Below are 22,711 nucleotides of genomic sequence, written 5' to 3'. Positions count from 1 at the left end.
CGCTATCCCGCAATGACATCCGATAAGCCGAGCGTGCTGTTCGTCTGCGTCCACAACGCCGGACGCTCACAGATGGCACAGGGCTTCCTCACCCGGCTCGCGGGCGATCGAGTCGAAGTCCGTTCCGCCGGAACGACACCCGCGAACGCCGTCAATCCGATCGCCGTCGAGGCCATGGCCGAGGTCGGAATCGACATCACCGGCCAGACCCCGAAGATCCTCACTCCCGACACCGTCGAAACCTCGACGATCGTGATCACCATGGGCTGTGGCGACACCTGCCCGTATTTTCCGGGCGTCTCGTACCGCGACTGGACACTGGACGACCCCGCAGGTCAGGGGATCGAGCAGGTCCGAATTATTCGCGATCACATTCGCGCCCGCATTCGGGACCTGCTCATCGAACTCGGTCTCGCTCCCGGCGCATAGCGAGGCCCGGCATTCAGGCGATGGCCTCGGCGACCGCCTCGACAATCACCTCGGGCGTGGGGAAACCCTGCCGGGACTTGGTGGCCACGACTTCGCCGTCGACGGTGACGCGGTAGACGCCGCCCTTGCCCGGCACCAGTTCCGGCGCGATGCCGAGTTGGGTGCCGAGCGCCTCGGCGGCGGCCTGGGCGCGGCCGAGATAGCCGCAGGGTTTGCAGTAGGTGATGACGACGGTGGACATGATCGAACTCCCTCGGTTGTGTGTCGAGCGTTGTATGTCGAGCGTTGTGTCTCAGGCGTTTTCGTCGCCGGACAGGGTCCAGGGACGGGCGGTCGCGCCCAGGCGGGTCCAGGTGTTGATGAGCGCGATGTGCCATACCAGATCGGCGAGGTCCTTCTCCTCGAACTGAGCCGCGGCGTCGTCCCAAATTCCCTGGCTCACTTCGCCATCCGCGATCCGGGTCATCGCCTCGGCGAGAGCGAAGGCGGCGCGCTCGCGCGGGGTGAAGAACGGGGCCTCGCGCCATACCGCGACCAGGTTCACGCGACGCCAGGTGTCGCCGCCCGCCACCGCGTCACGCGAGTGCATATCGACGCAGTAGACGCAGCCGTTGATCTGAGCGACGCGCAATTTCACCAGTTCGCGCAGCGGCTTCTCCAGCGCCGTGTGCTGCGAAGCGCGCTCGAGACCGTTGAGGGCCTTGGCCATTTCCGGGGCCAGTTCATCGATCGCGAGGCGGGTGGTCGGCAGGATGTAGGTGCTCGATGTCGTTGTCATACTTCGACGGTAGGCCGATAATGGCTCAGTGTGAGGAGCCAATTCAATGCCTAGTTATTGGTCCACTTTGGATGTCGACCTGCACCTGCCCGTCGCGTCGGACTCGGGTCGGCGGGCGGGGTTGGAGCAGGCGTTGCGCGAGGCCATCCGGGACGGACGCCTCGCCGCGGGGGTGCGTCTGCCTTCCACTCGCACCCTGGCCACCGAGCTCGGGCTGTCGCGCGGAACGGTCAGCGCGGCCTATGACCAGCTCACGGCCGAGGGGCATCTCATCGCGAAACAGGGGTCGGGTACGCGGGTCGCCGACACCGTCGGCACCCACGGTGCGGCACCCGGTCATAGGCCGAAATCGGTTGCGGCACCGCGACACACGCTGCGCGCCGGGAGCCCGGATGTCAGCCGTTTCCCCACCGCCGTCTGGCTCAGGGCGGCCCGCCGAGCGCTCGATCGCGCGCCCTCGGAGGCATTCGGCTACGGCGACCCGTGCGGGCGAATCGAACTGCGCTCCGCGCTGGCCGACTATCTGGGCCGCACTCGCGGGGTGCTGGCCACACCGGACCGGATCGTCATCACCTCCGGTGTGCAGCAGGCGTTGGCGCTGCTGACCACGGTGCTGACTGATTCGGGCACGACCACCATCGCGATGGAGGACCCGTACATCCCGTCGTTCCGCGATACGGTGCGCGCGGCCGGTGCCGCCGTGGCACCGCTGCCGGTCGACGATGATGGTGCCCAGGTGCACCTGCTCTCCAGCGCGGCTTTCGATTCCGTTGGGGCGGCGGTGATTACACCGAGCCACCAGTTCCCGCTCGGCTCGACGCTGAGCCCGCGACGGCGACAGCATCTGGCCGACTGGGCGCGCACCGGGCCGCTGGTGATCGAGGACGACTACGACGGTGAATTCCGCTACGACCGGCAACCGGTCGGCGCGATCCAGGGCATTGCGCCCGATCATGTGGTCTACCTCGGCACCGCCTCCAAAACGCTCGGTCCCGGGCTCCGCCTGGCGTGGATGGTGCTCCCACCCCGCCTGGTCGGCCCGGTCGCCGAGGCGAAACGCCTCGCCGACAATCACTCCGAGACGCTCGGGCAACTCACCCTGGCCGAAATGATCACCTCGCACGCCTATGACCGGCACATTCGGTCATCGCGGCTGCGTTATCGCCGCCGCCGCGATCTGCTCGCGGACCGCCTCACACCCCGAGCGGGCCGCCCGCTCACCGGTTTCGCGCTCGCCGGGATCGCCGCCGGACTGCACGCGCTGATCCGGCTCGAGCCCGCCGGGCTCACCGAGGACGAAGTCCTTTCCCGTGCAAGGGAATACGGGTTGGACATCGAAGGGCTGTCCGGCATGTGGCTGTCCTCGACCGACGCATCGAATCGGCCGCAGGGGATTGTCGTGGGATTCGGCGCACCCTCGGACAGCGCCTATCCGCACGCGCTGGATGCCCTGGTGCGCGCATTGTCCTGGGGCTAGACCGGCACACCGTTCGGCAAGCTAATCCCGCTGTGCGACTGAGATTTCCAAGCGATTGTTTGAACCCGGGCATTCCGGGAACGGCGGTGATGTCACTTTTTCAGGAGGACGTCGACTATTCGAGGAGGCCGCGATGCACGCTGAATCCTATGGTGAGGGCGCGGAGGCGCAAGCCACCCTCATCCGTCTCAATCAGGTCATGACCGACCTGAACTGGCATGCGGATGTGCTGCCGAATCCACCGCTGGACCCGCCCGAGCCGGTGCCACCGGTACCGCCCGTCGAACCCGTGCCCGCACCACCGTCGCCGGTGCCCGCGCCACCCGCACCCTCGCCGGTGCCGCCTGTTCCCGAGCCCGCGCGGCCGTTCCCCGAACCGCCCACACCCGCCGAACCCGTGCGGCCCTTCCCCGAACCGCCGACTCCCGGCGAACCCTCACCACTGCCGAATCCACAGATTTCCGCCTACGTCGTCTGACCCCGTCGGCAGGCGGGCGATCGCGGGCGCAGGGGCGGGTGGTGGCACAGTGGAGCCGACACCCGGTCCGAACCAGGAGGAGCTGACGATGAGCGGTCGTACCCCCAGCCATTGGGAGGAGCTCGTCGCCGCTGATCCCGCGCATTCGGCCTGGTATGTCGAGCGATTCCGGACCCTGGCAGCCGAGGGCACCGATATCGCCGGGGAAGCACGGATGATCGATGCCATGCTCGATCGGGGTAGCCGGGTGCTCGACGCCGGGTGCGGGCCGGGGCGCGTGGGCGGGTATCTGCATCGGGTCGGCCATACCGTGGTCGGCGTCGATGTCGATCCGGTGCTGATCGCCGCGGCCGAGCAGGATTATCCCGGCCCGACCTGGCTGGTCGGGGATCTGGCCGAACTGGATCTGCCGGCGCGCGGTGTCGACGGCGACTTCGATGTCATCGTGTGCGCGGGCAATGTGATGACCTTCCTCGCGCCATCCACCCGCGCGGCGGTGCTCTCCGGCTTCGCCGCACATCTCGCCCCGACCGGACGCGTGGTCACCGGCTTCGGCGCCGATCGCGGCTACGACTTCCCCGAATTCCGCGCCGATGCCGAAAAAGCCGGTCTCACACTGGATTTGGAACTCGCCACCTGGGATCTGCGCCCCTTCGCCGATACTTCGGACTTTCTGGTGGCGGTGTTCTCCCACACCCCTCGGAGCGAGAACACCGCCACCTGATCGCCCCGACGGTCAGATCCAGCCGCGACGGCGGCTGGCATAGCGCGGTTCGAGCACGAAGCGGTACAGGCCCCGAACCGCGGTGGGCATGAAACCGAGCATCTTTGCTTTGGATTCGGGCGCCGCGTCGTCGAGCGCCCACGGCAGGTACTCGGTGATGGCGCGGGTGCCATTGCGTTTGCGCATCTCCTCACCGAACGCGGCCCAGCCGCGGCCGCCGACCGTGCGGTCGATGAGCGGCAGGGCCACCTGTTCCTCATGGGTGAAATGCGTATCGAGCGCCGCGGCCAGGGCGTCCACATCGGACCGCAATCGTTCGGCGGGAACGGAATTGGCGACGCCGTACTCCACCTTGGACAGCAGATTCACGATGCCCTCGTGCTCGGCCTCCATCTCGTCCAGGATCGCCAGATCCGCGGGATCATCGGCCGCTGCGCGCACCAGCGGCCACAGGGCGGCGTCCTCGGTGCTGTGATGCCGGTCGAGCTGGCGCAGGAAGGTCTCCCACCCGATGCGCACCGATCGCTCGCCCAGGCGGTTCTCGGCGACGGCGGCCGTGAGTCGGATCAGGTCGCGCATGCAGGCGTCGTGCGCGAGGTACATTCCGAAGAAGTCGATCTTCGTGGCGGGTCTGTGATCGTTCAGCATTGTCTTGAACCGTTCTCGTGCAATTGTTTTGGGCTGCGATGCGTGTTTGGAACAGGACGCGCTGTCACGGCATGACCGAGCCGCCCGTGATATCGAGCGTGATGCCGGTGATCCACGCGGACGCGGAGGAGGCCAGGAACAGGGTCGCGGCGGCGATGTCCTCGGGAGTTCCGAGCCGTGCCAGCGGATAGGTGCGCGCCAGTTGGTCACGTTGTTCGTCGGACATCACGCGCCGAAGCCGCTCGTTCTCGATCGTGGCGGGTGCGATGCAGTTGACCCGAATCCCTAGTGGCGCAAGCTCATTTGCCAGATGGCGACTCATTCCCACCACGCCCGCCTTGGCCGCGGCGTATGCGGCCGCGGCGCGGGACGCCTGTCGGCCGGCTGATGAGGCCATGGTGACGACCGTGCCGCGACTCGCCGTCAACTCCGGCAGGAAGGTGGAGATGGTCAGGAAGGTCGCGGTGAGATCGGAGTCCACGACCTGCCGCCAATGCTCGGCGGTTTCCGCTGCCGAGGGCACCGGCTGGCCGTAGCCACCGGCGAAGGCGATCACGATGTCGACGCCGCCGAAGCGGTCCAGGACCTGGGCGTGCACCCGGTCCAGGTCGGCTTTCGAGGTGCAATCGGCCACGGCCGCCAGCGCTTGGCCGCCCGAATCGGTGATCGCGGTCGCGACGCCGTCGAGCGCGCTCCGATCACGACCCACCACGGTTACGGCAACTCCGTTGCGGGCCAGGGCAATTGCGGTGGCCGCGCCGATTCCACGCGAACCGCCTGTCACCACGGCGGTCTTACCGGCCAGATCCGGATGACTGGCCATCACTATGAGGCCCGAAGTGGTCACGCCTCTGTCCTTTCGTCCGCACTCATTTAGTTAGACGGTCTGTATGAATAAATCAGCATCGCCAGGTACTGTCAAGGCCATGAGCCCGCGTCAATACAACCTGGGGAAGCGCACCGCGCAGATCGAGCAGAGCCGCCGACAGGTGCTCGACGCCGCGCGGGAAGTGCTGGGCGGTGCCGACAACTACACCGGATTCACCCTCGACGCGATCGCCAAACGCGCGGACGTCGCCCGCGCCACCGTCTACTACCAGTTCAAATCCAAAACCGGTCTGCTGGAAGCGGTTTGCGACGACCTCGGCGCGGCAGGCGGACTCACCGAACTGGTCAAAGCCTTCACCGACCCCGACCCGCACGCGGCCCTCACCGAATTCATCTCCTGCTTCGCCCGCTTCTGGCAGGCCGACCGCCCCGCCATGCGCCGGCTCCGCGCCCTGGCCGCACTCGACGCCGACGTGCACGCGGTTATCAGCGCCCGCGACGACCGACGCCGCGAAGGCCTGGCGGTGCTGGCGGCTCGCTTCACCGACACCAAGCCCGTCGACGGGGGCATCGATGCTCAGCTGCGAATCCTGTTGGCCCTCACCAGCTTCGAGACGTTCGACACCATGGTTGGCGCGGAAGGCGATTTGTCCGAAGCTATTCCGGCGATCACCGATCTCGCGATCACCGTGCTCGGGGTGAACGCGTAGCGGCGTCTGCTATCGGGTGCGGTTGAGGCGCAATCGCAGTCGCCGTCTCGATGACGGCATTCGGGGGAATCAACCCGGGGTGTGACTGCTGCGCTTCTCCCACCAGTAGGTGGCGGCGACGGTCGCGTAGGCGGCGATCGCGCCGGTAATCGGCGTCAGCACACCGATCGTCACAATAATGGCCATTGACATGAGCACTCCCTCCTCGGAAGGTCCGTCGGCCACACTGCCGCTCTCCTAGCGCTGAAACCTAGAGTGACACACTCTCATTCCTGAAATGAATATGGGCTGCACCACATTTGCCGAGCGACCTGCCAGACGATCAGGGCTGAATGTTCTCCAGATCCTCCAGCAGGCCCGGATGCTTGGGCTCCCAGCCCAGCGTGTGGCGGGTGTGGGCGCTCGATGACGGCTGATCAAAGGCGAAAATGGGGCCGAGCGGACCGAAAGTCTCCTGCGGCACCGACTGAACCGGGAGACCGAGCCTACGGCCGATGACCCCCGCGATATCCCGCACGGCATTACCCTCATCGTCCACGGCGTGCCATACGGTTCCGGGCTCCGCCTTCTCCAGCACCAGCCGGAACAGCACCGCCGCATCGAGCGCGTGCACCGCGGGCCACCGCTGAGCGCCATCACCCGGATAACCGGAAACCCCTGTGCGACGAGCGATATCGGTCAACATCCCCGCAAACCCACCCTTACCCTCGTTATGCACCGTGCGCGGCAACCGCACCGCCGCGCTACGCACCCCCCGAGCCGCCAACTCCAACACCGCATTCACCGAATGCCCACGCCCACCCACGGGCCCGTCGGTCACCGACGGATCGCCCTCGACGGACGCGCGCCCGTCCACCGCAGGCGTACCCGACACCGTAACCAGCGGCCGGCCACTACCAACCAACTCCTCCCCCAGCGCCGCCATCGCCGCACCCTCCTGCGCGACCGCCGCGGCCAGCGCATCAGGGGCACTGAATCCGCTGTGATCGAACGCCAGATGAATCACACCATCGGCACGCGCCACACCCGCACGAAGCACCGCCAGATCATTGAGATCACCGCGAATCACCTCCGCCCCAAGCGCAGTCAACGCCGCGGCCGAAGGATCCGACCGCGCAAGCCCGAGCACAGAGTGCCCGTTGCCGACCAGTTCGGCAATGACGGTCGACCCGACCAGGCCGCTGCCACCGGTGACGAAGACATGCATGGCGTTACCTCCGAGAGTGATGGGACTTCAGTCCCATCACCGTAGCATCGTGACGGGACTAAAGTCCCGTCACTCATTTTCGCAATCGCGCCGAGCCCTCACTCGACAACGAGCCGAGGCAGGATCTCTGTGGCGGCTGGGGTTCAGCGCTCGTCCGGGTAGCCCCACTCCAGATCTATATCCGCGTCGGGCGCGATATCGCGGATGGCCGTGGTGAGGTCTCGTTCGAAGACCGGTTGCCATTCGCCGAAGCCTCGGATGATGATCGGGCCGTGTTCGCTGCTGACCTTGACCCATGGCGGGTTGTGGAATGCGCCGACGTACATCCATGAGTGGATGCCGTGGTCTTCCAGCACCTGCTGCACGGCGGCCTCGACGGCGTCGGCTTCGGCTGGGGAGGTGAGCTTTTCGATGTACAACGAGAGGTGAACGTTTACAGACACGGGTGCGACTCTACGGTTGTGAGCGGACAAGATCGTGGGACGGCTTTCCGTGTGTGGTCAGTAGACGCGGGCCTGGGCCATATCCGGGTTTTCGCATATACGAGCGGCCGTTCAGCGGGTGGCTGTGTCGAGGGTGCGGTCTGCGATTCGCTCGACAAGTAGGGGGATGAAGTAGCGGACTGGGCGGTTCGCGAAGCGGCTGTGGGCTGAGCGCACGACCACGGTGACCATTTCGGTGGTGGCGCGGGGATATTTCCGCTCGAGGCGCAGGAGAAGTTCGTCGATTTGCTGTTGCTCAGCGATTGCTGCCACGACTCATGATGTTTCACGGTAGCCGAACCGGCAACCCCCTTTGTCCGATTCGGGGATTGTTGCATCGACTGCTCGTTTCGACTGGCTCCCAGTTGATTTCACTTCGAATGGCCGGGAGCGACGTGCCATTGATGGGACGGAGCACGCCGCTCAGCAACTCGCCTATTCGCCTGTGTCAGGCGATAACCCGTACAGGTCGGCTTCGGGGACGGGGGGTTGGGCGGTGTCCTCGCGGCGCAATCGGGCGGCGGATCCGAACATCGGGCCGCGGGCGGGGATGTTGGGGGCGAAGCGGAGGAATCCGATCGCCTCGGGGACGTCGTCGTAGACCGCTTCCATTCCCCCTGCCATGGAATAGGTTTCGTGCCAGAATCCGGTTCCGCCGCTGTCGCGCAGGAAGTCTCGCCACCACAGGCGGTGTGGTTCCGATCGGGCGAAGGCCAGGAGCGAGTCCATATCCCGCCAGTACTGGCGCATGCCGACATTCGCCGGAAACAGCGAGTAGACAACGGTTTCGTGCAGCAGCAGGCCGTCGGGCTGGTCCTGTACCGAGGTCGCGATCTTCGGTCCGAAGCCGAGCAGCGTTCGCAACCCGTACAGTCGGTTGACCCGCATGCCCAGGTAGATGACGATCAGATCGGGGTATCCGGACAAGTCCACGGTCTGCCGATTCACCGGTGTTCCCATGTGAACCATTCAACGCCCTAACCCGGCTCGAGCGCAGTACTCATTTCTGTGTGGTACCCCGCAGTCGGATCTCCGGGGTTACGGCGGACCGCCCCGTACACGCGAGAACCACGGGGCGGCAGCTGTTTTCACACGAGTCCGCTAGTTGCGCTCCAGGGCGGCCGCGGCCTCTCGTTGCAGGTCGGTGAAGGATTCCTTGCCGACATCGATGGTGACGTTCTGGATGGTTCCGCCGGTGAAGGTGCCCGGGGTGCGGTACTGCTGGGACACGCTGTCACCGCTGTCGTAGCCGACGCACAGGCCGTCACCGGCGAGGGTGAATTTGCCGGTCTGGGCGCGCATCGCACCCTTGTTGACAGGCTGGTCATCGATGTAAAGCGTTGTACTACCGAGGGATTCGCCGTACTGGCCGGACTTCTCGCGGGTGAACTCCATGCCGAGAGTATGTTTGCCGGGGCTCAGCGGCGCGGAGGCGATGTAATCCTGTTCGGGTTCGATGCCCAGGAAGTTGTAGACGTAGTGCAGGGTGCCGTCCTTGACGAACAGGGTGTGGCCGCCGAAGCGGGAGCCGTGCGCGAAGATCACTCCCTGGGCGTCGGGGGCGAGGTCGACGCTGGCGATGATCTTGTAGGACTTGCCGCGGATATTGGCCGCCACGCCTTCGGGAACCGGGGAGGCGTCGGGATAGTAGACGTACCGATCGCGCGGCGGTTCCGCTTGCGGGCGTTCGACGCCCAACAGGTCCACCGCGGGGCGGTCGTCGATCGGTAGTACGAAGTTGTTCTTGGCCTCCTCATCCCAGGCGTCGCGCAGTTCACGGAGCTTGTCCGGATTCTGGTCGGCGAGGTTCTTCGACTCGGAGCGATCCTCGTCGACGTGGTACAGCTCCCACTTGTCATCGTTGAAGTGCCCTTTGTCGCTGAGCGCGGCGTGTACGGCGGAGGCTTTCCAGCCGTCCTGCCAGATCCCGCGGGTGCCGAGCATGGCGTAGTACTGGCGCTTCTTCTTCGTGGCGGCATCGGCGTCGTCGAAGGTGTATCGCATCGACACCCCGTTGATCGGATACTGCTTGACGCCGCGGAACTCCTCCGGCATCGAAATCCCGGTCACCTCGAAGATGGTGGGCACGATATCGGTGCAGTGGTGATACTGGTGCCGGATCTGCCCCTTGGCCTTGATTCCCTTGGGCCAGTGGATGACCAGCGGATCACAGGTGCCGCCGGAGAACTGCGAATAGCGTTTGAACATCTGGAACGGGGTGGAGAACGCGACCGCCCAGCCGGTCGGGTAGTGGTTGTAGGTGTCGGGGCTGCCGAGCCGGTCAATGTACTTCAGGTTCTCGTTGAGGTCGTCGGGATAGCCGTTGAAGAATTTGTTCTCGTTGACCGAACCGTTCGGCGAGCCCTCCCCCGACGCGCCATTGTCGGCGCAGTAGAAGATGACGGTGTTGTCCAGCTGTCCCGTCTGTTCGAGATAGTCGACGATGCGCCCGACCTGGGCGTCGGTGTACTCGGAGAATCCGGCGAATACTTCGGCCATGCGGGAGAAGAGGCGCTTCTCGTCGGGGTTGAGCGAATCCCACGGCCGCACCGCATCCGCGTCCAGCGCAACGTCTTTCGGCAAGGGATTGATCGGGGTCAGCGCGGTGCCCTTGGGCATGATGCCCTTGTCGATCATGCGCTGCAATACCCAGGTTCGGTACGCCTCGTAGCCGTCATCGAATTGGCCGCGGTACTTCTCGGCGTACTCGGCCGGGCTGTGATGCGGAGCGTGGTTCGCCCCGGGGCAGAACCACATGTACCAGGGCTTGGACGGATTGGTCGACCGCTGATCGCGCAGCATCTTGATGGCGTTGTCCGCCAGGTCTTTCGACAGGTGGTAGCCCTGTTCGGGACCGTAGGGCTGATCGATGAACCTGTTGTCCTCCACCAGATCCGGATACCACTGATTGGTTTCACCGCCGAGGTAGCCGTAGAAGCGGTCGAATCCCTTCTGCACCGGCCATTCGGACTTGCTGCCGCCGCTCGAGACATCCTCTTCGGGGACGTTGTGGTCCTTGCCGATCCAGAAGGTGGCATATCCGTTGTCCTGCAACACCTGTGCGACCGTCGCGCATTGGGCAGGTAGGCGGCCCGCCGCGCCCGGAAATCCCTCGGCCCCTTCGGTAATCGAGGCGGACCGGTTCACGTGGTGATTGCGCCCGGTGAGGAAGGTGGAACGGGTCGGCGAGCACAGCGCGGTGGTGTGCCACTGCGTAAAGGTCAGGCCGTTATCGGCAAGCCGTTGCAGCACAGGCATATTGATGCGCCCGCCGTAGGGCGACCACGATGCCAGCCCGGTGTCGTCGAACAGCACGACCAGGACATTGGGCGCGCCGTCCGGGGCCTTCTTGATCTCGAACGGTTTCCAGTCCGGCGTGGAGTCCCGCACATCGAGTTCGATCTTGCCGTCGAACCCGTCGTTGATGCCGGTGCCGTACCCGGGTGGACCGTCACCGCCGTTCTTGTCGCACGCGGCCAGGAACGGGACCGCGGCCGCGCCCATCCCCGCCGCCGCGAACCCGCCCAGAATCGAACGCCTCGACAATTTGCCACGGGCGGGCTCCACACCAGGATTTTCCGAAGACGACTGCTCGCGATCCGACGGCGTCATAGTCACGAGGCTATGCACCGACCGGTTGGTTCGCTGAACATTCGCTGATGCACGTCAGCGAGTTGCCAAACCGATATCAATTGGCATTTATTAGCAATTGCCGAATATTCGCCAATCTATTCGAAGTCGCACAGCCATGCGAGCCGGACCCGATCAGGCTTCGGCGAGTTGGGCCAAGCCCTTGGGATCCCACGGGAGCGGGCCGGTCGGGAAGCTGAAGCGCAGCATCCGGTGTGGGGCGGCCGCCTCGAAATGCAAGGTGAACGCGGGCAGGATGCCGTGGATCACCTTGTCCAGCAGGCCATTGATGTGGGCGAAGCTGGGTTTGGCCTTCACCTGCCAGGCATCGAATCTGCCCGCGGCGATATCGATGGTGGTGCGCTTCTCGACTTTGACCTCGACCGGCCAGTGGATCGAATACGCGAGCCACAGGCTGATCGTCGCCTTGGCCCCCTTGGTGAAATCGAGCCCCCGGAAGGTCGTCGCGCCGCCGAGCAGCGAGGTGAGCGGGCTCGGGAACGGTTCGACCTTGCCGCCGAATTGCAGATGTGAGGTGCCCGCGAAATTGCCCTCCTCGCGACTGACCACGGTATCGCCCAGTTTGCTCTCGGCGGTGTAGCTGACCGTGGACAACCGGCCCCCGGAGCGGTCGAAGATCTGCGCGACCCGCATGCTGAAATCGTCCGGCAGTTCCACCGTCAGATTCGTGCGATAACTCGATTCGCCGTCATGTTCTACCAGCGCGGACATCTGATACTCGGCCGGATCGTCCCCGACCGTCACCACATACCGGGACAGCTCGCCGTCGGCAATGCCCGGATCGCGAAATGTGTTGCGCACCTTCAATATCCCCTTACAACCCCGAAAACTCTGCGACAGCGCCACCAGTATCGATGCCCGCCACCGTCTGAGTCACTGCATCGAACGAACAAATCCCGGGCCCGGCATTGTCTTCCGCGACAGAAACCGCGTGCGGGTATCCGCTCTTCAGCGGAAGTCGCGTGCGTCGGTGCGCAGCGGGATGCGGTGCAGGGTCGTGTCCATCGGGGCTCCGTCGAAATCGCCGCTCAGTTGCAGTCCGGTGTCGGCCCGCTCCGTGTATCGCAGCGTCCACTCGCCGACGTGCAGCACCGCTTCCGCGACGGTCAGATCCTGCGCGGTCAGCTCGCCGTCCTCGCGGAGCAGGACCAGCCGGCGCGAGGCAGGGCGGTCATCGATCGCCACCCGGACCCAGCGGGGGCCGTCGCCACGAAACTCGTCCACCGCCCATACACCGTCGAGAGATGAGAGGCGTTCGGTGTAGTTGTGATAGGTCCGAATGCCGTTGGCTCCCATGAGCACTGCGACGAGTATCGCGGCCATCAGATGGGCGACGGTGCCCGCCAGCAGAATTCGCCGATGATCCGCGCGGGGTTGCGGTAGCGCCGCCGAATCTCGGTTGCGGAACAGCACATCGATCAGTCGCGGCCACCATGGCACCGTTACCGCCAACGCCATGGCCAGCATCACCAGCGGTGGCGCGATCACCGGCACGTGATAGGCGATATTGAGGGTGCTCACCTGGATCAACGCCACCATGCACACCAGCGCGCCGAACAATACGGTGCGCCGGAAGATCAACAGCACCCCGCCGATCACCTCCACCGACCCGGCGATAACCACGTAGGGCGTGGAACTCGCCATGAATTTCCACAGCATCCCGGACGGGGACGACTCCCCCAGCGGCACCAACATCTCCCCCGGCAGCGTGAAGGCAATGAACTGCGTCGGAATGACTTTCACCATCCCGAAGCCAATCATGGCCAGCGACAGCACAACTCGGATCACCGAGTGCGCGACAGCGGCCGCCGACAGCCATCTCGTTCGATTCACAGCCGCCAATGTAGCGACCGTGTGTGGAGATCCGGTGTGCGTGCTGTGCGATCTCAGGGCACCAGCACGATTCGCCCGAGTACCTGCCCCGCGTCCATCTCGGTGTGTGCCAGGACCGCCTGGTCCAGCGGCATCGTCTTGTGGACGATGGTGCGGAGCACTCCGTGAGCGGCGTCGGTGAATTGGGCCGCGCGCACGGCACTGCGGTCGGGGCCGGGCACGGTGTCGGCGCTGAAGGTGGCGAACGAGAGCGATTTACGGAAGTTCTCGATCAGCCGCATGCCGAAATCCGCGGGCGGTTCACCGCCGATCACTCCCACTGCCACGTATCGCCCGTTGGGATTCAGCGTGTCCAGGAACTGTGGAAGATGCGGACCTCCCACGACGTCGATCACCACGTCGAAGCCCGCGATCGCCCCCGGGCCGCCGTTACCGGATCGATCCAGGACGTGGGTCGCGCCGAGGTCTCGCAAGCGGTCACCACGTCCGGGCGAGGATGCGGTGACCGCTATCGCGCCCGCACCGGCTTTGGCGGCGAGCTGGATGGTCGCGATCCCGATACTGCCCGCCGCGCCGCGCACGAGGACGGTTTCCCCGGGCGCCAAATGTGCGCGCTGTAAGGCGAAGTGGGCAACCACCCCGGATCCGCCGATGGTCACCGCGGCCGCGCCACCGAGGCCATCTGGCAGCGGCAGCACATCCTCGAGCGCGGCGACCGCCTGTTCGGCGTACCCACCCGACAAGCCGGTGAACGCCCAGACGCGCCGCCCGATCCATGCGGAGTCCACGCGCTCCCCCACTCGGGTGACGATTCCCGCCACCTCGCTGCCGAGCAAATGGCCTTCCCGAAAGCCATATGCCGCAAGGGTTCCCCGACGGATGACCGCGTCCACGCCGCCGACTCCGATCGCCTCGGTGCGGATCAGCACCTGTCCCGGGGCGGGATCAGGCGTCGGAAGGTCGATCACCTCGAGCCCCTCGGGCTTCCCGAATGTTCCGACCACAACAGCTTTCATCGTCGAACTCCTCGAATCGAACGCCCGCCGCTGCCGGCAGCGCCATCCGCCGGACAGTAACGGACGCCGGCGTCCGCTTCGCTAAAGTGATATCGATGACCGACCGTTTGTCTCAGTCGCTTCGCTCCGACGCCCGCGATAACCAGGCTCGGATCCTGGACGCCGCGCGCGTGGTCTTCGCCGAAAGCGGTTTGGGCGCACCGATGCGCGAGATCGCCCGGCATGCCGAAGTCGGACCGGCCACCCTGTACAGGCACTACCCGACCAAACAGGCGTTGATCGAGCACACTTTCGCCGAACAACGCCGCGCCTGTCACCGCGCGGTCCGCGACGCGCTCGCGGACACCGATCCCTGGCGCGGATTCGAGAACCTGATCGAGCGCATCTGCGAATTACACGCGCACAGCCGAGGATTCGCGGACGCGTTCATGTCGGCGTTCCCCGAGGCAATGGACTTCACCGCCGACCGCACCCGAACCACACTCGCGATCGCCGAACTGGCGCGACGCGCCCAGCACACCGGTCAGTTGCGCCCCGACTTCGTCGTCGACGATCTGATCCTCATGCTCATGGCGCATCGGGGTCTGCACGACGCACCGCAACCGGTGCGGGTCGCGGCCTCACGCCGCTTCGCCGCCTATGTGATCGAGGCATTCCGCGCGACACCGAAACCCGAAGCCCCGAAACAGTTTCCACCGGTGGCGCGGCTCGGGCAGGCGAACACACAACACTCGAATTCGAGAATCCCCAAGGGCCGTGTCACATCCGAGCCCGCTGCGTCGTCTATCCCATGACGATGTAAGCGAACGAAAGGCATCAGCGATGTCGGCGACACAGGTTATCCAGGTAGAGCACGCTGCTGCGGCCACCACCAAAAGCGTTGCGCACCCGGCCAAATGGAAGTTCTGGCTGCTGACCGTGCTCGGGCTCTACCCGATGCTGACGGTGCTGGTGACGGTCTCCGGTCCACTCCTCGAACATCTGCCGACGCCGCTGCGGCTGGCCTGTATCGTGCCGGTGGCGGTGGCGGCCATGGTGTGGGGCATCATGCCACTGCTGACGAATCGCTTCGCGGCGTGGCTGGCCCGCTGACACTTGGGTAGCGGCAGCCCAGGTCGTATACCCGGTTGCGCCACCGCCCAATGGGTACCGCCATGAAGTGGCGGCTAGTGGGAGAGGCGAGTGACGTTGAGTGATCAAGTGGGAGAAGTCATCGCGACCAGGGCTGTGACCGATGGCGATCGACCGGTGCTGATCGAGATGGGCAGGCCCGCCCAGGCCCTCGATGGTGGAGGAACGGCGGGCTTCCGCATCGAGGGCCTGGGGGAATACACGGCCACGGGCAGCGATGACGTGGCCGCGCTCTACAACGCGCTGGTGGACATAGGCGCCGTTCTGACGCGGGCGAACAGCAATGGCCACCGATTCACCGTGCTCGACTCCTCCGAACAGGGCTTTCCCGCGGCGCCGAGCACCGGATCGGATCCGACGCCGACGACCGGTGGGGACGGGAGCGAATTGATCGCGCTACGCATCCTGATCACCCGGATGGGCCCCTGCGCGGTGGAAATCGGCAGACCCACCCGCGCGCCCGGACAGCGCTATTACATCTGCGAATTCCGCATCGACGGCAAACCGCCTGCGATCGCATCGGGTCTCGATGAGATCCAGGCCCTGCTCACCGCGCTACGCATGATCGGAGCCCGCTTGATGCTGCCTGCGGACTGGCCGTTGAGCCGGGCCTCATGAAGACCTCAGTCGGAGACGATGCGTTCGTGCAGGGTCAGCAGACGATGATCGAAGCGCGTCCGGAACTGCGGTATCTCGTTGGTGAGGGGCCGCAGCTCGGCCACCAACCGGGTCGCCAATGCGCGTAGCTTGACGTTGGTCTCCTGTGATCGCCACCTGAGCAGTCGGAAGGCCTGGTCGGGGGTCAACCCGTAGATCAGCATGAGCGCACCCTTGGCCTGCTCGATCGTTTCGCGGCCCTCGTACAGTTCGGGGAGCGCTTCCTCCGGGTTTTCCTGCACGATATCGGTGATCTCGATGTAGTAGCCCAGAGTCCCGACGATCGAACCCTGATCATCGGCCATCAGGTCGGCCACCGCGATCACTTCGTGCTCGAAACCGCCGGTGTCGATGATCCGGTGCCGGCTGGAGAACGGTTCACCGTTCTCGATCATGTTGGTGATGGCACCCGCCACGCGGTCGCGATCCTCGGGGTGCTTGTGCGCGAGCAAGAGCTCGGTGGTCGGCTCGACCTCCCCGGGCGCGTAACCGTGCATGGCCGCGACCTCGTCGGACCACTCCCAGCGCTGCTCGGTGAACCAGAAGCGAAAACTACCGATGGGCTGCGGCGTCCCCGCACCGATCACAGATTCCACTTCGGCGATCTCATCGGCGCCGACCGGGCCGCTCGACTGCTCTACCTCGGCCGCGTCCTCAGCGATCGCCGACTCCATCTCCGTCACCGCACCAGTGTGCACGCATCCTCCGACAGGTGGAAACCGGACACCGTTGTCCTCGGCCCGGAAACGCGGGCACAGCGAACCCGGCGATCCGATCTCTCATCCCGATCTCACGTTTCAAGCCTGCCCGACGTCTACAGGGTGAGAACGAGAGAAGGGGATGCAGATGACTACTCGGCACGCGGTGATCGACACCGCCATGCTCGGCCCGGTCACGATCGTGGCGGACGATGATGCTGTCACCGGGGTGTATTTCCGGCATCACGTTCGGCGACCGGCCCAAGAGCTGTTCGGGGCGGCGGTGTCGATTGTCGATGACGATCTACTGGGCGAAGCCGCCGGGCAGTTGCATGAGTATCTGGCCGGGCAGCGGCGGGAGTTCGATCTGCCAATGAGTCCGGCCGGCAACGACTTTCAGCGGCGGGTGTGGGAGCGGGTCGGCGCGATCGGGTTCGGGGCGACCGTCACTTACGGGCAGATCGCCGAACAGCTCGGTGATCGGTCGGCGGCGTACCTGGTCGGACAGGCCGTGGGGGCCAATCCGCTGTGTATCTTCATCCCGTGCCATCGGGTGATCGGGGCGAACGGATCGCTGACCGGATACGCGGGCGGGCTGAAGCGCAAACGCGCGCTGCTCGAGCTCGAAGAGCCGGCGATGGTCAGCGCGGGAAGGCTGTTCTGAGCGTGAAGCCACCGTTCGAGGCGGTCGTGACCGAACACGGGCCGACGGTGTTGCGGGTCTGCCGGGTCATTCTCGGCACGCACGATGCCGAGGATGCCTGGTCCGAGACATTTCTGGCCGCGATGCGCGCGTACCCGGAGCTGCCGGACACCGCGAATATCGAGGCGTGGCTGGTGACCATCGCACACCGCAAAGCGATCGACGCGGTCCGCGCGACCAAACGCAATCCGCTGCCGGTCGAGCAGATGCCCGACGAGCCGATCGGCAACGGAGTTGTCGGGGCCGACGATGCCGGAGTCTGGGCGGCCGTGGCGGCATTGCCGGACAAACAACGTCAAGCCATCGCCTACCACTATGTGGCCGGACTGCCCTACACCGAGATCGCGCAGATCCTCGGCGGCAGCACCGACGCCGCACGACGCGCGGCGGCCGACGGTGTGAAGAACCTGCGCAAAACCTATCCGGACGCGACATTGAAAGGAGCGACACGATGAACGAGCTGCACCACGACGATGACGTGCTCGCCGCTCTGTCGGCATCCGTGGACGAAACCACGATGGTTCGGCTGCACCGACTGCTCGAGCGCAAGGCCGAGCAGGCCGAGCTGATCGACATCGCCTACACGACCATGGACACCCCCGTCGGGCGGTTGCTGTTGGCCGCCACACCGAAGGGCCTGATTCGAGTGGCCTATGCCAGGGAGGGCCACGACGGCGTGCTCGAGACCCTCGCCCACAAGGTGAGCCCGCGGATCCTGCGGGCCCCGGGACGCCTCGATGACGCCGTACGTGAGATCGACGAGTATTTCGCCCGGCGGCGTACGTCTTTCGATCTGCCGCTGGATCTTTCGCTGTCGCACGGCTTCCGGCAGATCGTGCAGCAGCATCTGCCCGAGATCGGATACGGGCAGACCCGCAGCTACGGCCAGGTCGCCGAGCTGGTCGGCAATCCCAAGGCGGTGCGGGCGGTCGGCACGGCATGTGCGACCAATCCGCTGCCGGTGGTCGTGCCGTGCCATCGGGTGCTGCGCTCCGACGGCAGCCTCGGCGGATATGTCGGCGGTGCCGAGGCCAAGCATCTGCTGCTGGACCTGGAGGCCGCATGACGGCCACGGCGTTCCCCAATGCCTGACCTGCCGCGCACCTACCTGCTGCTCGATGCCACCGGGAATGCGTATCGCTCCGGCACACCCGGGCGGTGGGGTGGGCATCGGCGCAGCAGGATCTACGGGCGGCTGGACTGCCGCTCGGCGGTGCGCGCGATCGCGGCCGGACACTACGTGAAGTTCCGGGTGTTCTTCGCGAACGAGGCAACCGCGGTCGCAGCGGGCTACCGACCGTGCGCGATCTGCTGCCCGGACCGCTACCTCACCTGGAAGGAACGAAGTCGATGACCGCGGTGTCACCAACCCCATTGCTGCACAACATATCCCACACGGATGAGGACATTCCCGCTCCGACCGACGCCCTGATCGCCGCCATCATCACGGCGGCTCGCGCGCGGGGTGCCCGCACCCTGACTTTGGGATCGGGGCGCACACCCGCCGCGATAGCGACAACGGCCGCGGTCGCGGACCAATGGGAACGTGGCGGCGGGCTGATCGCCGACCACATCACCTGGCCCGAGACCGCGGCATCGTGGCTGCGCCAAGCCCGCCGATTCACCACCGCCCCAACGGATTTGTGGATCATGACGGGGCCTCGGCTGGGGTGGGCGCAGATGACCCGGCGGCTGCTGTGGTCGACCACCTGGTCCGCCCGCGACACGATCGTCGCCACCATCGCCGACCCCGCCGCGCTGGCACTGGTCGGGACCGCCTACCTGGAAGGGCTGACCGGCGTCGAACTCGACGGATCGACCTGGACCGTCACCGACGGCCTGCTCCTGCCCGCTCCTCGAGATGGCGAGTAGAACTCGTTGTACTGCAAACGGTCTCATAGTCGACCGCCAAGTACAGGACGGCAGGTCCGGGTTTCCGTACTCAGCCGATCACGGCTGAGTATTCTCCAGATCTTCCAGCAGGCCGCACCGGAAAAGATGCCCGCGCGTTGTTAGGCCGATGGCGCGAGCGCGCGCAACGTCTGCAGGTCGGCGTGCAGCTGGTCGACGAGCTCATGGATGGCGAGGGTCAATCCCTCGGCCTGGTCACTCATGTGGCGTAATTGGCTTGCCGCGATCTCGTTTGCCGCGGACGAGGCCATGAGTTCGGCCAAGTCATCATCCATGTCCAGCGCTTGACGGGTCAGTTCGGCATTGTGCAGCTCGATCTCGAGTTGCTTTATGTGCGAAGAGAATTCGGCGAGCGCATCAACACGCTTCTGCAGCGTCGTCCAGACGACCGAAAGTTGCTGTCTCGCTCTGTCTTGGGCTGTGCTCGCAAGTTCCGCGGTGCGGGTGGCGCCCGTCGGCGCCACCTTCAGCCGTTGCAACATCGTGTGGTATTTCGCGGCGTTCCTCGCGATCTGCCGGACCTCTTCGTGCACGTCGAACTGCGAGCGATGCGATTCCAGATAGCGGCTGGTCCAGGCTGGGCTTGTTGTGACAAGCTCTCCGAGATGGGCAGCGATGGCTACCAGATCGGCAGCGTCTCTGGGACGCTCATGCTTCCTCAGTAGCGCGACGGCCCGGTTCCTGTCGGATATCCGGATGCTACGAGTCGCTTCTCGGATCAACGTGAGTTCGGCACCGCTCAGCGCGAGCGAGCCCGAGGGCCGAAGTAAGAATGGCAGCCCAACCATGAAGGCGGCCAGCACAACCGGGACAACTACCGCTGTCGGAAATCCCGCGTCCTTCGCTGCCAGAGCCGCAAAACTCGCCATCGCGACGAACGGCGCGGCGATGATCGACCATCGCCCGAACTCGACGACGAGCGCATCCGGAGATTCCCCAGAAATCGACTCTAGCCGTTGCGATTTGGTGTGCTTGACGAGATCTTTGAGGTGTCGAATATGGCTCGGGTCAGCCCTATCGAGCAGTGCTTGCCGGGCTCGGTCCTCCAACCGCACTACCTCTGAATCCAGGCGCCTGAGCTCATTCGGAGAGACCGGGCGTGGCTCGCGGTATCCGGCTTGACTGCGCTCACGCAGTTTCGACTGCAGGCCCTCCGGCAAGGATTCGGCTTCGATGTACCAGAATTCGCCGTCAACCAATGGATTTGACGCAATCGACACCTGGAAGCTCCCCTCGAACAAAGACCGCACTCGACTCTATCTGGTCGATGGAGCATCGAATAGCGTTGGAGTGCAGTGGATCCGGCACGCCATACGAACTCCGTCATGCGTCAAGACACACGGATCGGCGCCCAGGCGGTAACCACCTGAATCTGTCGGCCGGACTGAACTATCTCCGACCAATCCGGACAGGCGCTGAGCGGTAATCGCTCCTCAGCCTGCGCTGTGATTGTCGTGTACCAATCACCGTCCTGGCGGCCGCCGACGCGGACATTGATGGCCGCGATGTACGTGGCACCCACTGTGAATCGTATGACCGCCAGAGGAACACGCACCCGAGCGTCGTCGCGTGGATCTATCGGACTCCAGGCGGTCGCGATGTCGAACTTGCGGACCCTGGACGCCAATTGCGTCCAGGCCATTGCTTCGTTGATAGATCCCCAGTCCCCTGTCGCAGTGGTCTCCCATCGGTTACCACGCCGGACGGCGACATAGTTGTATCGACCGCCCTTCTCGAAACGTACTACCGACCCTTCCGGCGGCTCCGCGGGTATGGGTGCTGTCGGCAACGGGGGAATCGGCGCGAGCGGCACGAGTTTCGTCCGCAAAGGTGTGAGGTCGTAGGCGAGTGGATCCGGCAACGCGGACCCCAGCTTCGGAATGGTGGCAGGTGGACCGTCCAGCACCTCCGAGGTTGCTTCGTTGGCCTTGATCGCGTCGATGCGGAGCTTCGCCGCAACCGCCGAGCCGGTGATGTCTGCCCAGCAAGCCGTAATAAGTCCGCGTTCACGCAGGTGCCGAATCATCGGAAGGAATCGCTGGCTCATCTGCGGGGTCAATTGCCCGACCTTCTCACCGTCGACGCGCACCTCCACATGCGGCTTGCCTCTGCCCGTATCGGGCACGCTCTCCCCCAGAGTGACGAACAGCAGTCCGAAGCCCTTGTGCGGGACGAACTTCCGAAGCGAATCGAAATACTCATCTTCTTTCGTAACCTGGACGATTGACGACCGCGGCAGCATTGTGTACGGAGCCGCAGGCGGCTCATTCAGCGGGATGGCATCGTCGGGATCGCCGAGTGAGAGCTGAACATACGCACGGAATTCGACTCCGTCGAACCCGTCGTCCTCCCTGGCCCAAATTCGGCTGGAGGTCGTCGGCACAAATCCTGAAGCGATGATTCTCCGCACAACCCCTGCCCAGCGCCGAGCGTCCTCGGTTCCGAGATAACCGATCGTCCGGTCCGCTGTTCGAACCGATACCGCCCATTGCCCCAATGGCCCATTGGGTTCGGGAATGAGTTCCACCACTGGCCTCAGCTCACCGTCCTTCTCCGGGAAGTCCCTCGGGTACAGGCTGCGAATCGCCGGCAGATACTGCGGCTCGACGGTGAGCTCGTAGTCGCAGAACTTCCGCGCCTGGGTCCACAGCCTGTACGGAGAGCCAATATCGTGGTGCGCAATCTCGACCGGAGGCATAGCAGACCGAGATGGTTCCGGCGCAGAGGACTCAACCGAAACCTCGGCAGGCTCGAGCCCGGCCTCTCCGTCGACGTCTACACCGAAATCCGTTGCCAGACCGGCGAGTCCAGACGCCCAGCCCTGTCCAATCGCCCTGACCTTCCAGCCGTTACCGTGACGGTATACCTCCCCGAACTGGAGCGCTGATTCCGTGGTGGCGTCGACCGTGATGTACTCCGCCAGCACGTGCTCGTTCTCATCGACGATGGTGAGGGTCAGATCGCCGAGAGCACCGAACGAGTGGGAATCGAGACTTCCGACCACAGCCACGGAGCGGATAGCACTGGACAATGTCGACAGGTCCATCGCGATTCGAGCCTCCACGCCGTCATCGGTGGCACTGATGCCCAGGAATCGAACCGATCCGCCCGGTGACGCGGGTTGGTTGTAGAAGACGAAATCGCTGTCCGAGGCCACCTTTCCGTTGCTCCCGAGTAGCAGCGCGGAGGCATCGATATCGATCTGCGGATCCGTCCACCCGATTACTACGCGGATCCGCCGCACGTAGTCCGGCAACGGCAGATTCTGTCCCTTGGAGAGCCTCGGACCGGGCACCCGCACCAACCCCTTCTTTGATTGCTTGCGCCGTTCTGTCAGCTGAGGTCATCGA

The 22,711-nt window shown here is 65.1% G+C and carries 29 protein-coding genes; 13 read left to right on the top strand and 16 right to left on the bottom strand.

What is annotated here, in order from left to right; translation table 11 throughout:
* Window positions 1-12: 12 nt before the first annotated feature.
* A complete protein-coding gene (locus tag ACFVUS_RS30045; RefSeq protein ID WP_387773868.1) occupies window positions 13-429 on the top strand; it encodes an arsenate reductase ArsC in 417 nt (138 codons plus the stop codon).
* Between the two features lie 13 nt (window positions 430-442).
* On the opposite strand, the gene ACFVUS_RS30040 is transcribed toward ACFVUS_RS30045, so the two are convergent.
* Both ACFVUS_RS30040 and ACFVUS_RS30035 read right to left on the bottom strand, forming a co-directional pair.
* Complete coding sequence (locus ACFVUS_RS30040; protein WP_387773865.1) at window positions 443-670, bottom strand: SelT/SelW/SelH family protein; 228 nt, start codon at window positions 668-670, stop codon at window positions 443-445.
* Between the two features lie 51 nt (window positions 671-721).
* Window positions 722-1,207, bottom strand: coding sequence for a carboxymuconolactone decarboxylase family protein (locus ACFVUS_RS30035; protein ID WP_387773862.1), 486 nt, complete (start codon window positions 1,205-1,207; stop codon window positions 722-724).
* 46 nt (window positions 1,208-1,253) lie between these two features.
* Here ACFVUS_RS30035 and ACFVUS_RS30030 point away from each other — a divergent pair, with 46 nt between their 5' ends.
* The 3 genes from ACFVUS_RS30030 (at window position 1,254) to ACFVUS_RS30020 (ending at window position 3,886) form a co-directional block, all read left to right on the top strand.
* Window positions 1,254-2,684, top strand: a complete 1,431-nt coding sequence (locus ACFVUS_RS30030; protein ID WP_387773859.1) for a PLP-dependent aminotransferase family protein — start codon at window positions 1,254-1,256, stop codon at window positions 2,682-2,684.
* 133 nt (window positions 2,685-2,817) lie between these two features.
* Entirely contained in the window at window positions 2,818-3,162 is a 345-nt protein-coding gene (locus ACFVUS_RS30025) for a hypothetical protein (RefSeq protein WP_387773856.1), read from the top strand.
* 88 nt (window positions 3,163-3,250) lie between these two features.
* Entirely contained in the window at window positions 3,251-3,886 is a 636-nt protein-coding gene (locus ACFVUS_RS30020) for a class I SAM-dependent methyltransferase (protein ID WP_387773853.1), read from the top strand.
* Window positions 3,887-3,898: 12 nt separating this feature from the next.
* Here the strand turns inward: ACFVUS_RS30020 and ACFVUS_RS30015 are convergent, their stop codons facing one another.
* Complete coding sequence (locus ACFVUS_RS30015; protein WP_387773850.1) at window positions 3,899-4,534, bottom strand: hemerythrin domain-containing protein; 636 nt, start codon at window positions 4,532-4,534, stop codon at window positions 3,899-3,901.
* Window positions 4,535-4,598: 64 nt separating this feature from the next.
* Window positions 4,599-5,381: an SDR family NAD(P)-dependent oxidoreductase gene (locus ACFVUS_RS30010; protein ID WP_387773847.1), complete on the bottom strand. Its 783-nt coding sequence runs from the start codon at window positions 5,379-5,381 to the stop codon at window positions 4,599-4,601.
* A gap of 79 nt (window positions 5,382-5,460) precedes the next feature.
* On the opposite strand from ACFVUS_RS30010, the gene ACFVUS_RS30005 reads away from it, so the two are divergent.
* Window positions 5,461-6,072, top strand: coding sequence for a TetR/AcrR family transcriptional regulator (locus ACFVUS_RS30005; RefSeq protein ID WP_387773844.1), 612 nt, complete (start codon window positions 5,461-5,463; stop codon window positions 6,070-6,072).
* Between the two features lie 69 nt (window positions 6,073-6,141).
* Here the strand turns inward: ACFVUS_RS30005 and ACFVUS_RS30000 are convergent, their stop codons facing one another.
* From ACFVUS_RS30000 to ACFVUS_RS29960, 9 genes are all read right to left on the bottom strand, one after another.
* Window positions 6,142-6,264: a hypothetical protein gene (locus ACFVUS_RS30000; RefSeq protein ID WP_387773841.1), complete on the bottom strand. Its 123-nt coding sequence runs from the start codon at window positions 6,262-6,264 to the stop codon at window positions 6,142-6,144.
* Window positions 6,265-6,394: 130 nt separating this feature from the next.
* A complete protein-coding gene (locus ACFVUS_RS29995; RefSeq protein WP_387773838.1) occupies window positions 6,395-7,279 on the bottom strand; it encodes an SDR family oxidoreductase in 885 nt (294 codons plus the stop codon).
* Between the two features lie 143 nt (window positions 7,280-7,422).
* Window positions 7,423-7,722 (bottom strand): hypothetical protein, encoded by a 300-nt coding sequence (locus tag ACFVUS_RS29990; RefSeq protein WP_387773835.1) that lies wholly within the window; start codon window positions 7,720-7,722, stop codon window positions 7,423-7,425.
* Window positions 7,723-7,833: 111 nt separating this feature from the next.
* Window positions 7,834-8,034, bottom strand: a complete 201-nt coding sequence (locus tag ACFVUS_RS29985) for a three-helix bundle dimerization domain-containing protein (RefSeq protein WP_387773832.1) — start codon at window positions 8,032-8,034, stop codon at window positions 7,834-7,836.
* A 162-nt stretch (window positions 8,035-8,196) separates the two neighbouring features.
* Window positions 8,197-8,721 carry a DUF4188 domain-containing protein gene (locus ACFVUS_RS29980; protein ID WP_387773829.1) on the bottom strand — a complete coding sequence of 175 codons (525 nt, stop codon included), beginning with the start codon at window positions 8,719-8,721 and terminating at the stop codon, window positions 8,197-8,199.
* Between the two features lie 141 nt (window positions 8,722-8,862).
* On the bottom strand, window positions 8,863-11,373 hold the full coding sequence (locus tag ACFVUS_RS29975; protein ID WP_387773826.1) for an arylsulfatase: 2,511 nt from the start codon (window positions 11,371-11,373) through the stop codon (window positions 8,863-8,865).
* A 153-nt stretch (window positions 11,374-11,526) separates the two neighbouring features.
* The gene (locus ACFVUS_RS29970) at window positions 11,527-12,213 is read right to left on the bottom strand and encodes a hypothetical protein (protein ID WP_387773823.1); all 687 of its coding nucleotides are present in this window, start codon (window positions 12,211-12,213) and stop codon (window positions 11,527-11,529) included.
* A 147-nt stretch (window positions 12,214-12,360) separates the two neighbouring features.
* Window positions 12,361-13,245: a hypothetical protein gene (locus ACFVUS_RS29965; RefSeq protein ID WP_387773820.1), complete on the bottom strand. Its 885-nt coding sequence runs from the start codon at window positions 13,243-13,245 to the stop codon at window positions 12,361-12,363.
* 53 nt (window positions 13,246-13,298) lie between these two features.
* Window positions 13,299-14,261 carry a zinc-binding dehydrogenase gene (locus ACFVUS_RS29960; protein WP_387773817.1) on the bottom strand — a complete coding sequence of 321 codons (963 nt, stop codon included), beginning with the start codon at window positions 14,259-14,261 and terminating at the stop codon, window positions 13,299-13,301.
* A gap of 95 nt (window positions 14,262-14,356) precedes the next feature.
* On the opposite strand from ACFVUS_RS29960, the gene ACFVUS_RS29955 reads away from it, so the two are divergent.
* From ACFVUS_RS29955 to ACFVUS_RS29945, 3 genes are all read left to right on the top strand, one after another.
* The gene (locus tag ACFVUS_RS29955; RefSeq protein WP_387773814.1) at window positions 14,357-15,055 is read left to right on the top strand and encodes a TetR/AcrR family transcriptional regulator; all 699 of its coding nucleotides are present in this window, start codon (window positions 14,357-14,359) and stop codon (window positions 15,053-15,055) included.
* A 28-nt stretch (window positions 15,056-15,083) separates the two neighbouring features.
* Window positions 15,084-15,353 carry a hypothetical protein gene (locus ACFVUS_RS29950; RefSeq protein WP_387773811.1) on the top strand — a complete coding sequence of 90 codons (270 nt, stop codon included), beginning with the start codon at window positions 15,084-15,086 and terminating at the stop codon, window positions 15,351-15,353.
* Window positions 15,354-15,443: 90 nt separating this feature from the next.
* Window positions 15,444-16,010: a DUF6968 family protein gene (locus ACFVUS_RS29945; RefSeq protein ID WP_387773809.1), complete on the top strand. Its 567-nt coding sequence runs from the start codon at window positions 15,444-15,446 to the stop codon at window positions 16,008-16,010.
* 5 nt (window positions 16,011-16,015) lie between these two features.
* On the opposite strand, the gene ACFVUS_RS29940 is transcribed toward ACFVUS_RS29945, so the two are convergent.
* Entirely contained in the window at window positions 16,016-16,723 is a 708-nt protein-coding gene (locus tag ACFVUS_RS29940; RefSeq protein WP_387774750.1) for a PAS and ANTAR domain-containing protein, read from the bottom strand.
* 172 nt (window positions 16,724-16,895) lie between these two features.
* On the opposite strand from ACFVUS_RS29940, the gene ACFVUS_RS29935 reads away from it, so the two are divergent.
* Genes ACFVUS_RS29935 through ACFVUS_RS29915 form a run of 5 tightly spaced genes read left to right on the top strand, consistent with a single transcriptional unit; the run spans window position 16,896 to window position 19,322 of the window.
* The gene (locus ACFVUS_RS29935; RefSeq protein ID WP_387773806.1) at window positions 16,896-17,411 is read left to right on the top strand and encodes a methylated-DNA--[protein]-cysteine S-methyltransferase; all 516 of its coding nucleotides are present in this window, start codon (window positions 16,896-16,898) and stop codon (window positions 17,409-17,411) included.
* A 2-nt stretch (window positions 17,412-17,413) separates the two neighbouring features.
* Complete coding sequence (locus ACFVUS_RS29930) at window positions 17,414-17,905, top strand: RNA polymerase sigma factor (protein WP_387773803.1); 492 nt, start codon at window positions 17,414-17,416, stop codon at window positions 17,903-17,905.
* Window positions 17,902-18,516, top strand: coding sequence for a methylated-DNA--[protein]-cysteine S-methyltransferase (locus tag ACFVUS_RS29925; RefSeq protein ID WP_387773801.1), 615 nt, complete (start codon window positions 17,902-17,904; stop codon window positions 18,514-18,516). The genes ACFVUS_RS29930 and ACFVUS_RS29925 overlap by 4 nt, the downstream gene beginning before the upstream one ends.
* 18 nt (window positions 18,517-18,534) lie before the next feature.
* On the top strand, window positions 18,535-18,804 hold the full coding sequence (locus tag ACFVUS_RS29920; protein ID WP_387773798.1) for an Ada metal-binding domain-containing protein: 270 nt from the start codon (window positions 18,535-18,537) through the stop codon (window positions 18,802-18,804).
* Window positions 18,801-19,322 carry a hypothetical protein gene (locus tag ACFVUS_RS29915; protein WP_387773795.1) on the top strand — a complete coding sequence of 174 codons (522 nt, stop codon included), beginning with the start codon at window positions 18,801-18,803 and terminating at the stop codon, window positions 19,320-19,322. The genes ACFVUS_RS29920 and ACFVUS_RS29915 overlap by 4 nt, the downstream gene beginning before the upstream one ends.
* A 140-nt stretch (window positions 19,323-19,462) precedes the next feature.
* Here ACFVUS_RS29915 and ACFVUS_RS29910 read toward each other — a convergent pair whose 3' ends face one another.
* Window positions 19,463-20,581, bottom strand: coding sequence for a hypothetical protein (locus ACFVUS_RS29910; RefSeq protein ID WP_387773792.1), 1,119 nt, complete (start codon window positions 20,579-20,581; stop codon window positions 19,463-19,465).
* A 110-nt stretch (window positions 20,582-20,691) separates the two neighbouring features.
* Complete coding sequence (locus ACFVUS_RS29905; RefSeq protein WP_387774747.1) at window positions 20,692-22,656, bottom strand: TerD family protein; 1,965 nt, start codon at window positions 22,654-22,656, stop codon at window positions 20,692-20,694.
* Window positions 22,657-22,711: the final 55 nt, after the last annotated feature.

Origin of the sequence: Nocardia sp. NPDC058058, from assembly GCF_042885355.1 — a bacterium.
Taxonomy (GTDB): Bacteria; Actinomycetota; Actinomycetes; order Mycobacteriales; family Mycobacteriaceae; genus Nocardia.
This window is presented reverse-complemented; position numbering and strand designations above follow the sequence as displayed.

Excerpts from the sequence above, each read along its gene's own strand:
- ACFVUS_RS29995 (WP_387773838.1), bottom strand. The coding sequence starts at position 7,279 with ATGCATGTCTTCGTCACCGGTGGCAGCGGCCTGGTCGGGTCGACCGTC.
- ACFVUS_RS29940 (WP_387774750.1), bottom strand. The coding sequence starts at position 16,723 with ATGGAGTCGGCGATCGCTGAGGACGCGGCCGAGGTAGAGCAGTCGAGC.
- ACFVUS_RS29960 (WP_387773817.1), bottom strand. The coding sequence starts at position 14,261 with ATGAAAGCTGTTGTGGTCGGAACATTCGGGAAGCCCGAGGGGCTCGAG.
- ACFVUS_RS29980 (WP_387773829.1), bottom strand. The coding sequence starts at position 8,721 with ATGGGAACACCGGTGAATCGGCAGACCGTGGACTTGTCCGGATACCCC.
- ACFVUS_RS29935 (WP_387773806.1), top strand. The coding sequence starts at position 16,896 with ATGACTACTCGGCACGCGGTGATCGACACCGCCATGCTCGGCCCGGTC.
- ACFVUS_RS29925 (WP_387773801.1), top strand. The coding sequence starts at position 17,902 with ATGAACGAGCTGCACCACGACGATGACGTGCTCGCCGCTCTGTCGGCA.
- ACFVUS_RS30040 (WP_387773865.1), bottom strand. The coding sequence starts at position 670 with ATGTCCACCGTCGTCATCACCTACTGCAAACCCTGCGGCTATCTCGGC.
- ACFVUS_RS29950 (WP_387773811.1), top strand. The coding sequence starts at position 15,084 with ATGTCGGCGACACAGGTTATCCAGGTAGAGCACGCTGCTGCGGCCACC.
- ACFVUS_RS30020 (WP_387773853.1), top strand. The coding sequence starts at position 3,251 with ATGAGCGGTCGTACCCCCAGCCATTGGGAGGAGCTCGTCGCCGCTGAT.
- ACFVUS_RS29975 (WP_387773826.1), bottom strand. The coding sequence starts at position 11,373 with ATGACGCCGTCGGATCGCGAGCAGTCGTCTTCGGAAAATCCTGGTGTG.
- ACFVUS_RS30030 (WP_387773859.1), top strand. The coding sequence starts at position 1,254 with ATGCCTAGTTATTGGTCCACTTTGGATGTCGACCTGCACCTGCCCGTC.
- ACFVUS_RS30025 (WP_387773856.1), top strand. The coding sequence starts at position 2,818 with ATGCACGCTGAATCCTATGGTGAGGGCGCGGAGGCGCAAGCCACCCTC.
- ACFVUS_RS30045 (WP_387773868.1), top strand. The coding sequence starts at position 13 with ATGACATCCGATAAGCCGAGCGTGCTGTTCGTCTGCGTCCACAACGCC.
- ACFVUS_RS30000 (WP_387773841.1), bottom strand. The coding sequence starts at position 6,264 with ATGTCAATGGCCATTATTGTGACGATCGGTGTGCTGACGCCGATTACC.
- ACFVUS_RS29920 (WP_387773798.1), top strand. The coding sequence starts at position 18,535 with ATGCCTGACCTGCCGCGCACCTACCTGCTGCTCGATGCCACCGGGAAT.
- ACFVUS_RS29955 (WP_387773814.1), top strand. The coding sequence starts at position 14,357 with ATGACCGACCGTTTGTCTCAGTCGCTTCGCTCCGACGCCCGCGATAAC.
- ACFVUS_RS30005 (WP_387773844.1), top strand. The coding sequence starts at position 5,461 with ATGAGCCCGCGTCAATACAACCTGGGGAAGCGCACCGCGCAGATCGAG.
- ACFVUS_RS29915 (WP_387773795.1), top strand. The coding sequence starts at position 18,801 with ATGACCGCGGTGTCACCAACCCCATTGCTGCACAACATATCCCACACG.
- ACFVUS_RS30015 (WP_387773850.1), bottom strand. The coding sequence starts at position 4,534 with ATGCTGAACGATCACAGACCCGCCACGAAGATCGACTTCTTCGGAATG.
- ACFVUS_RS30035 (WP_387773862.1), bottom strand. The coding sequence starts at position 1,207 with ATGACAACGACATCGAGCACCTACATCCTGCCGACCACCCGCCTCGCG.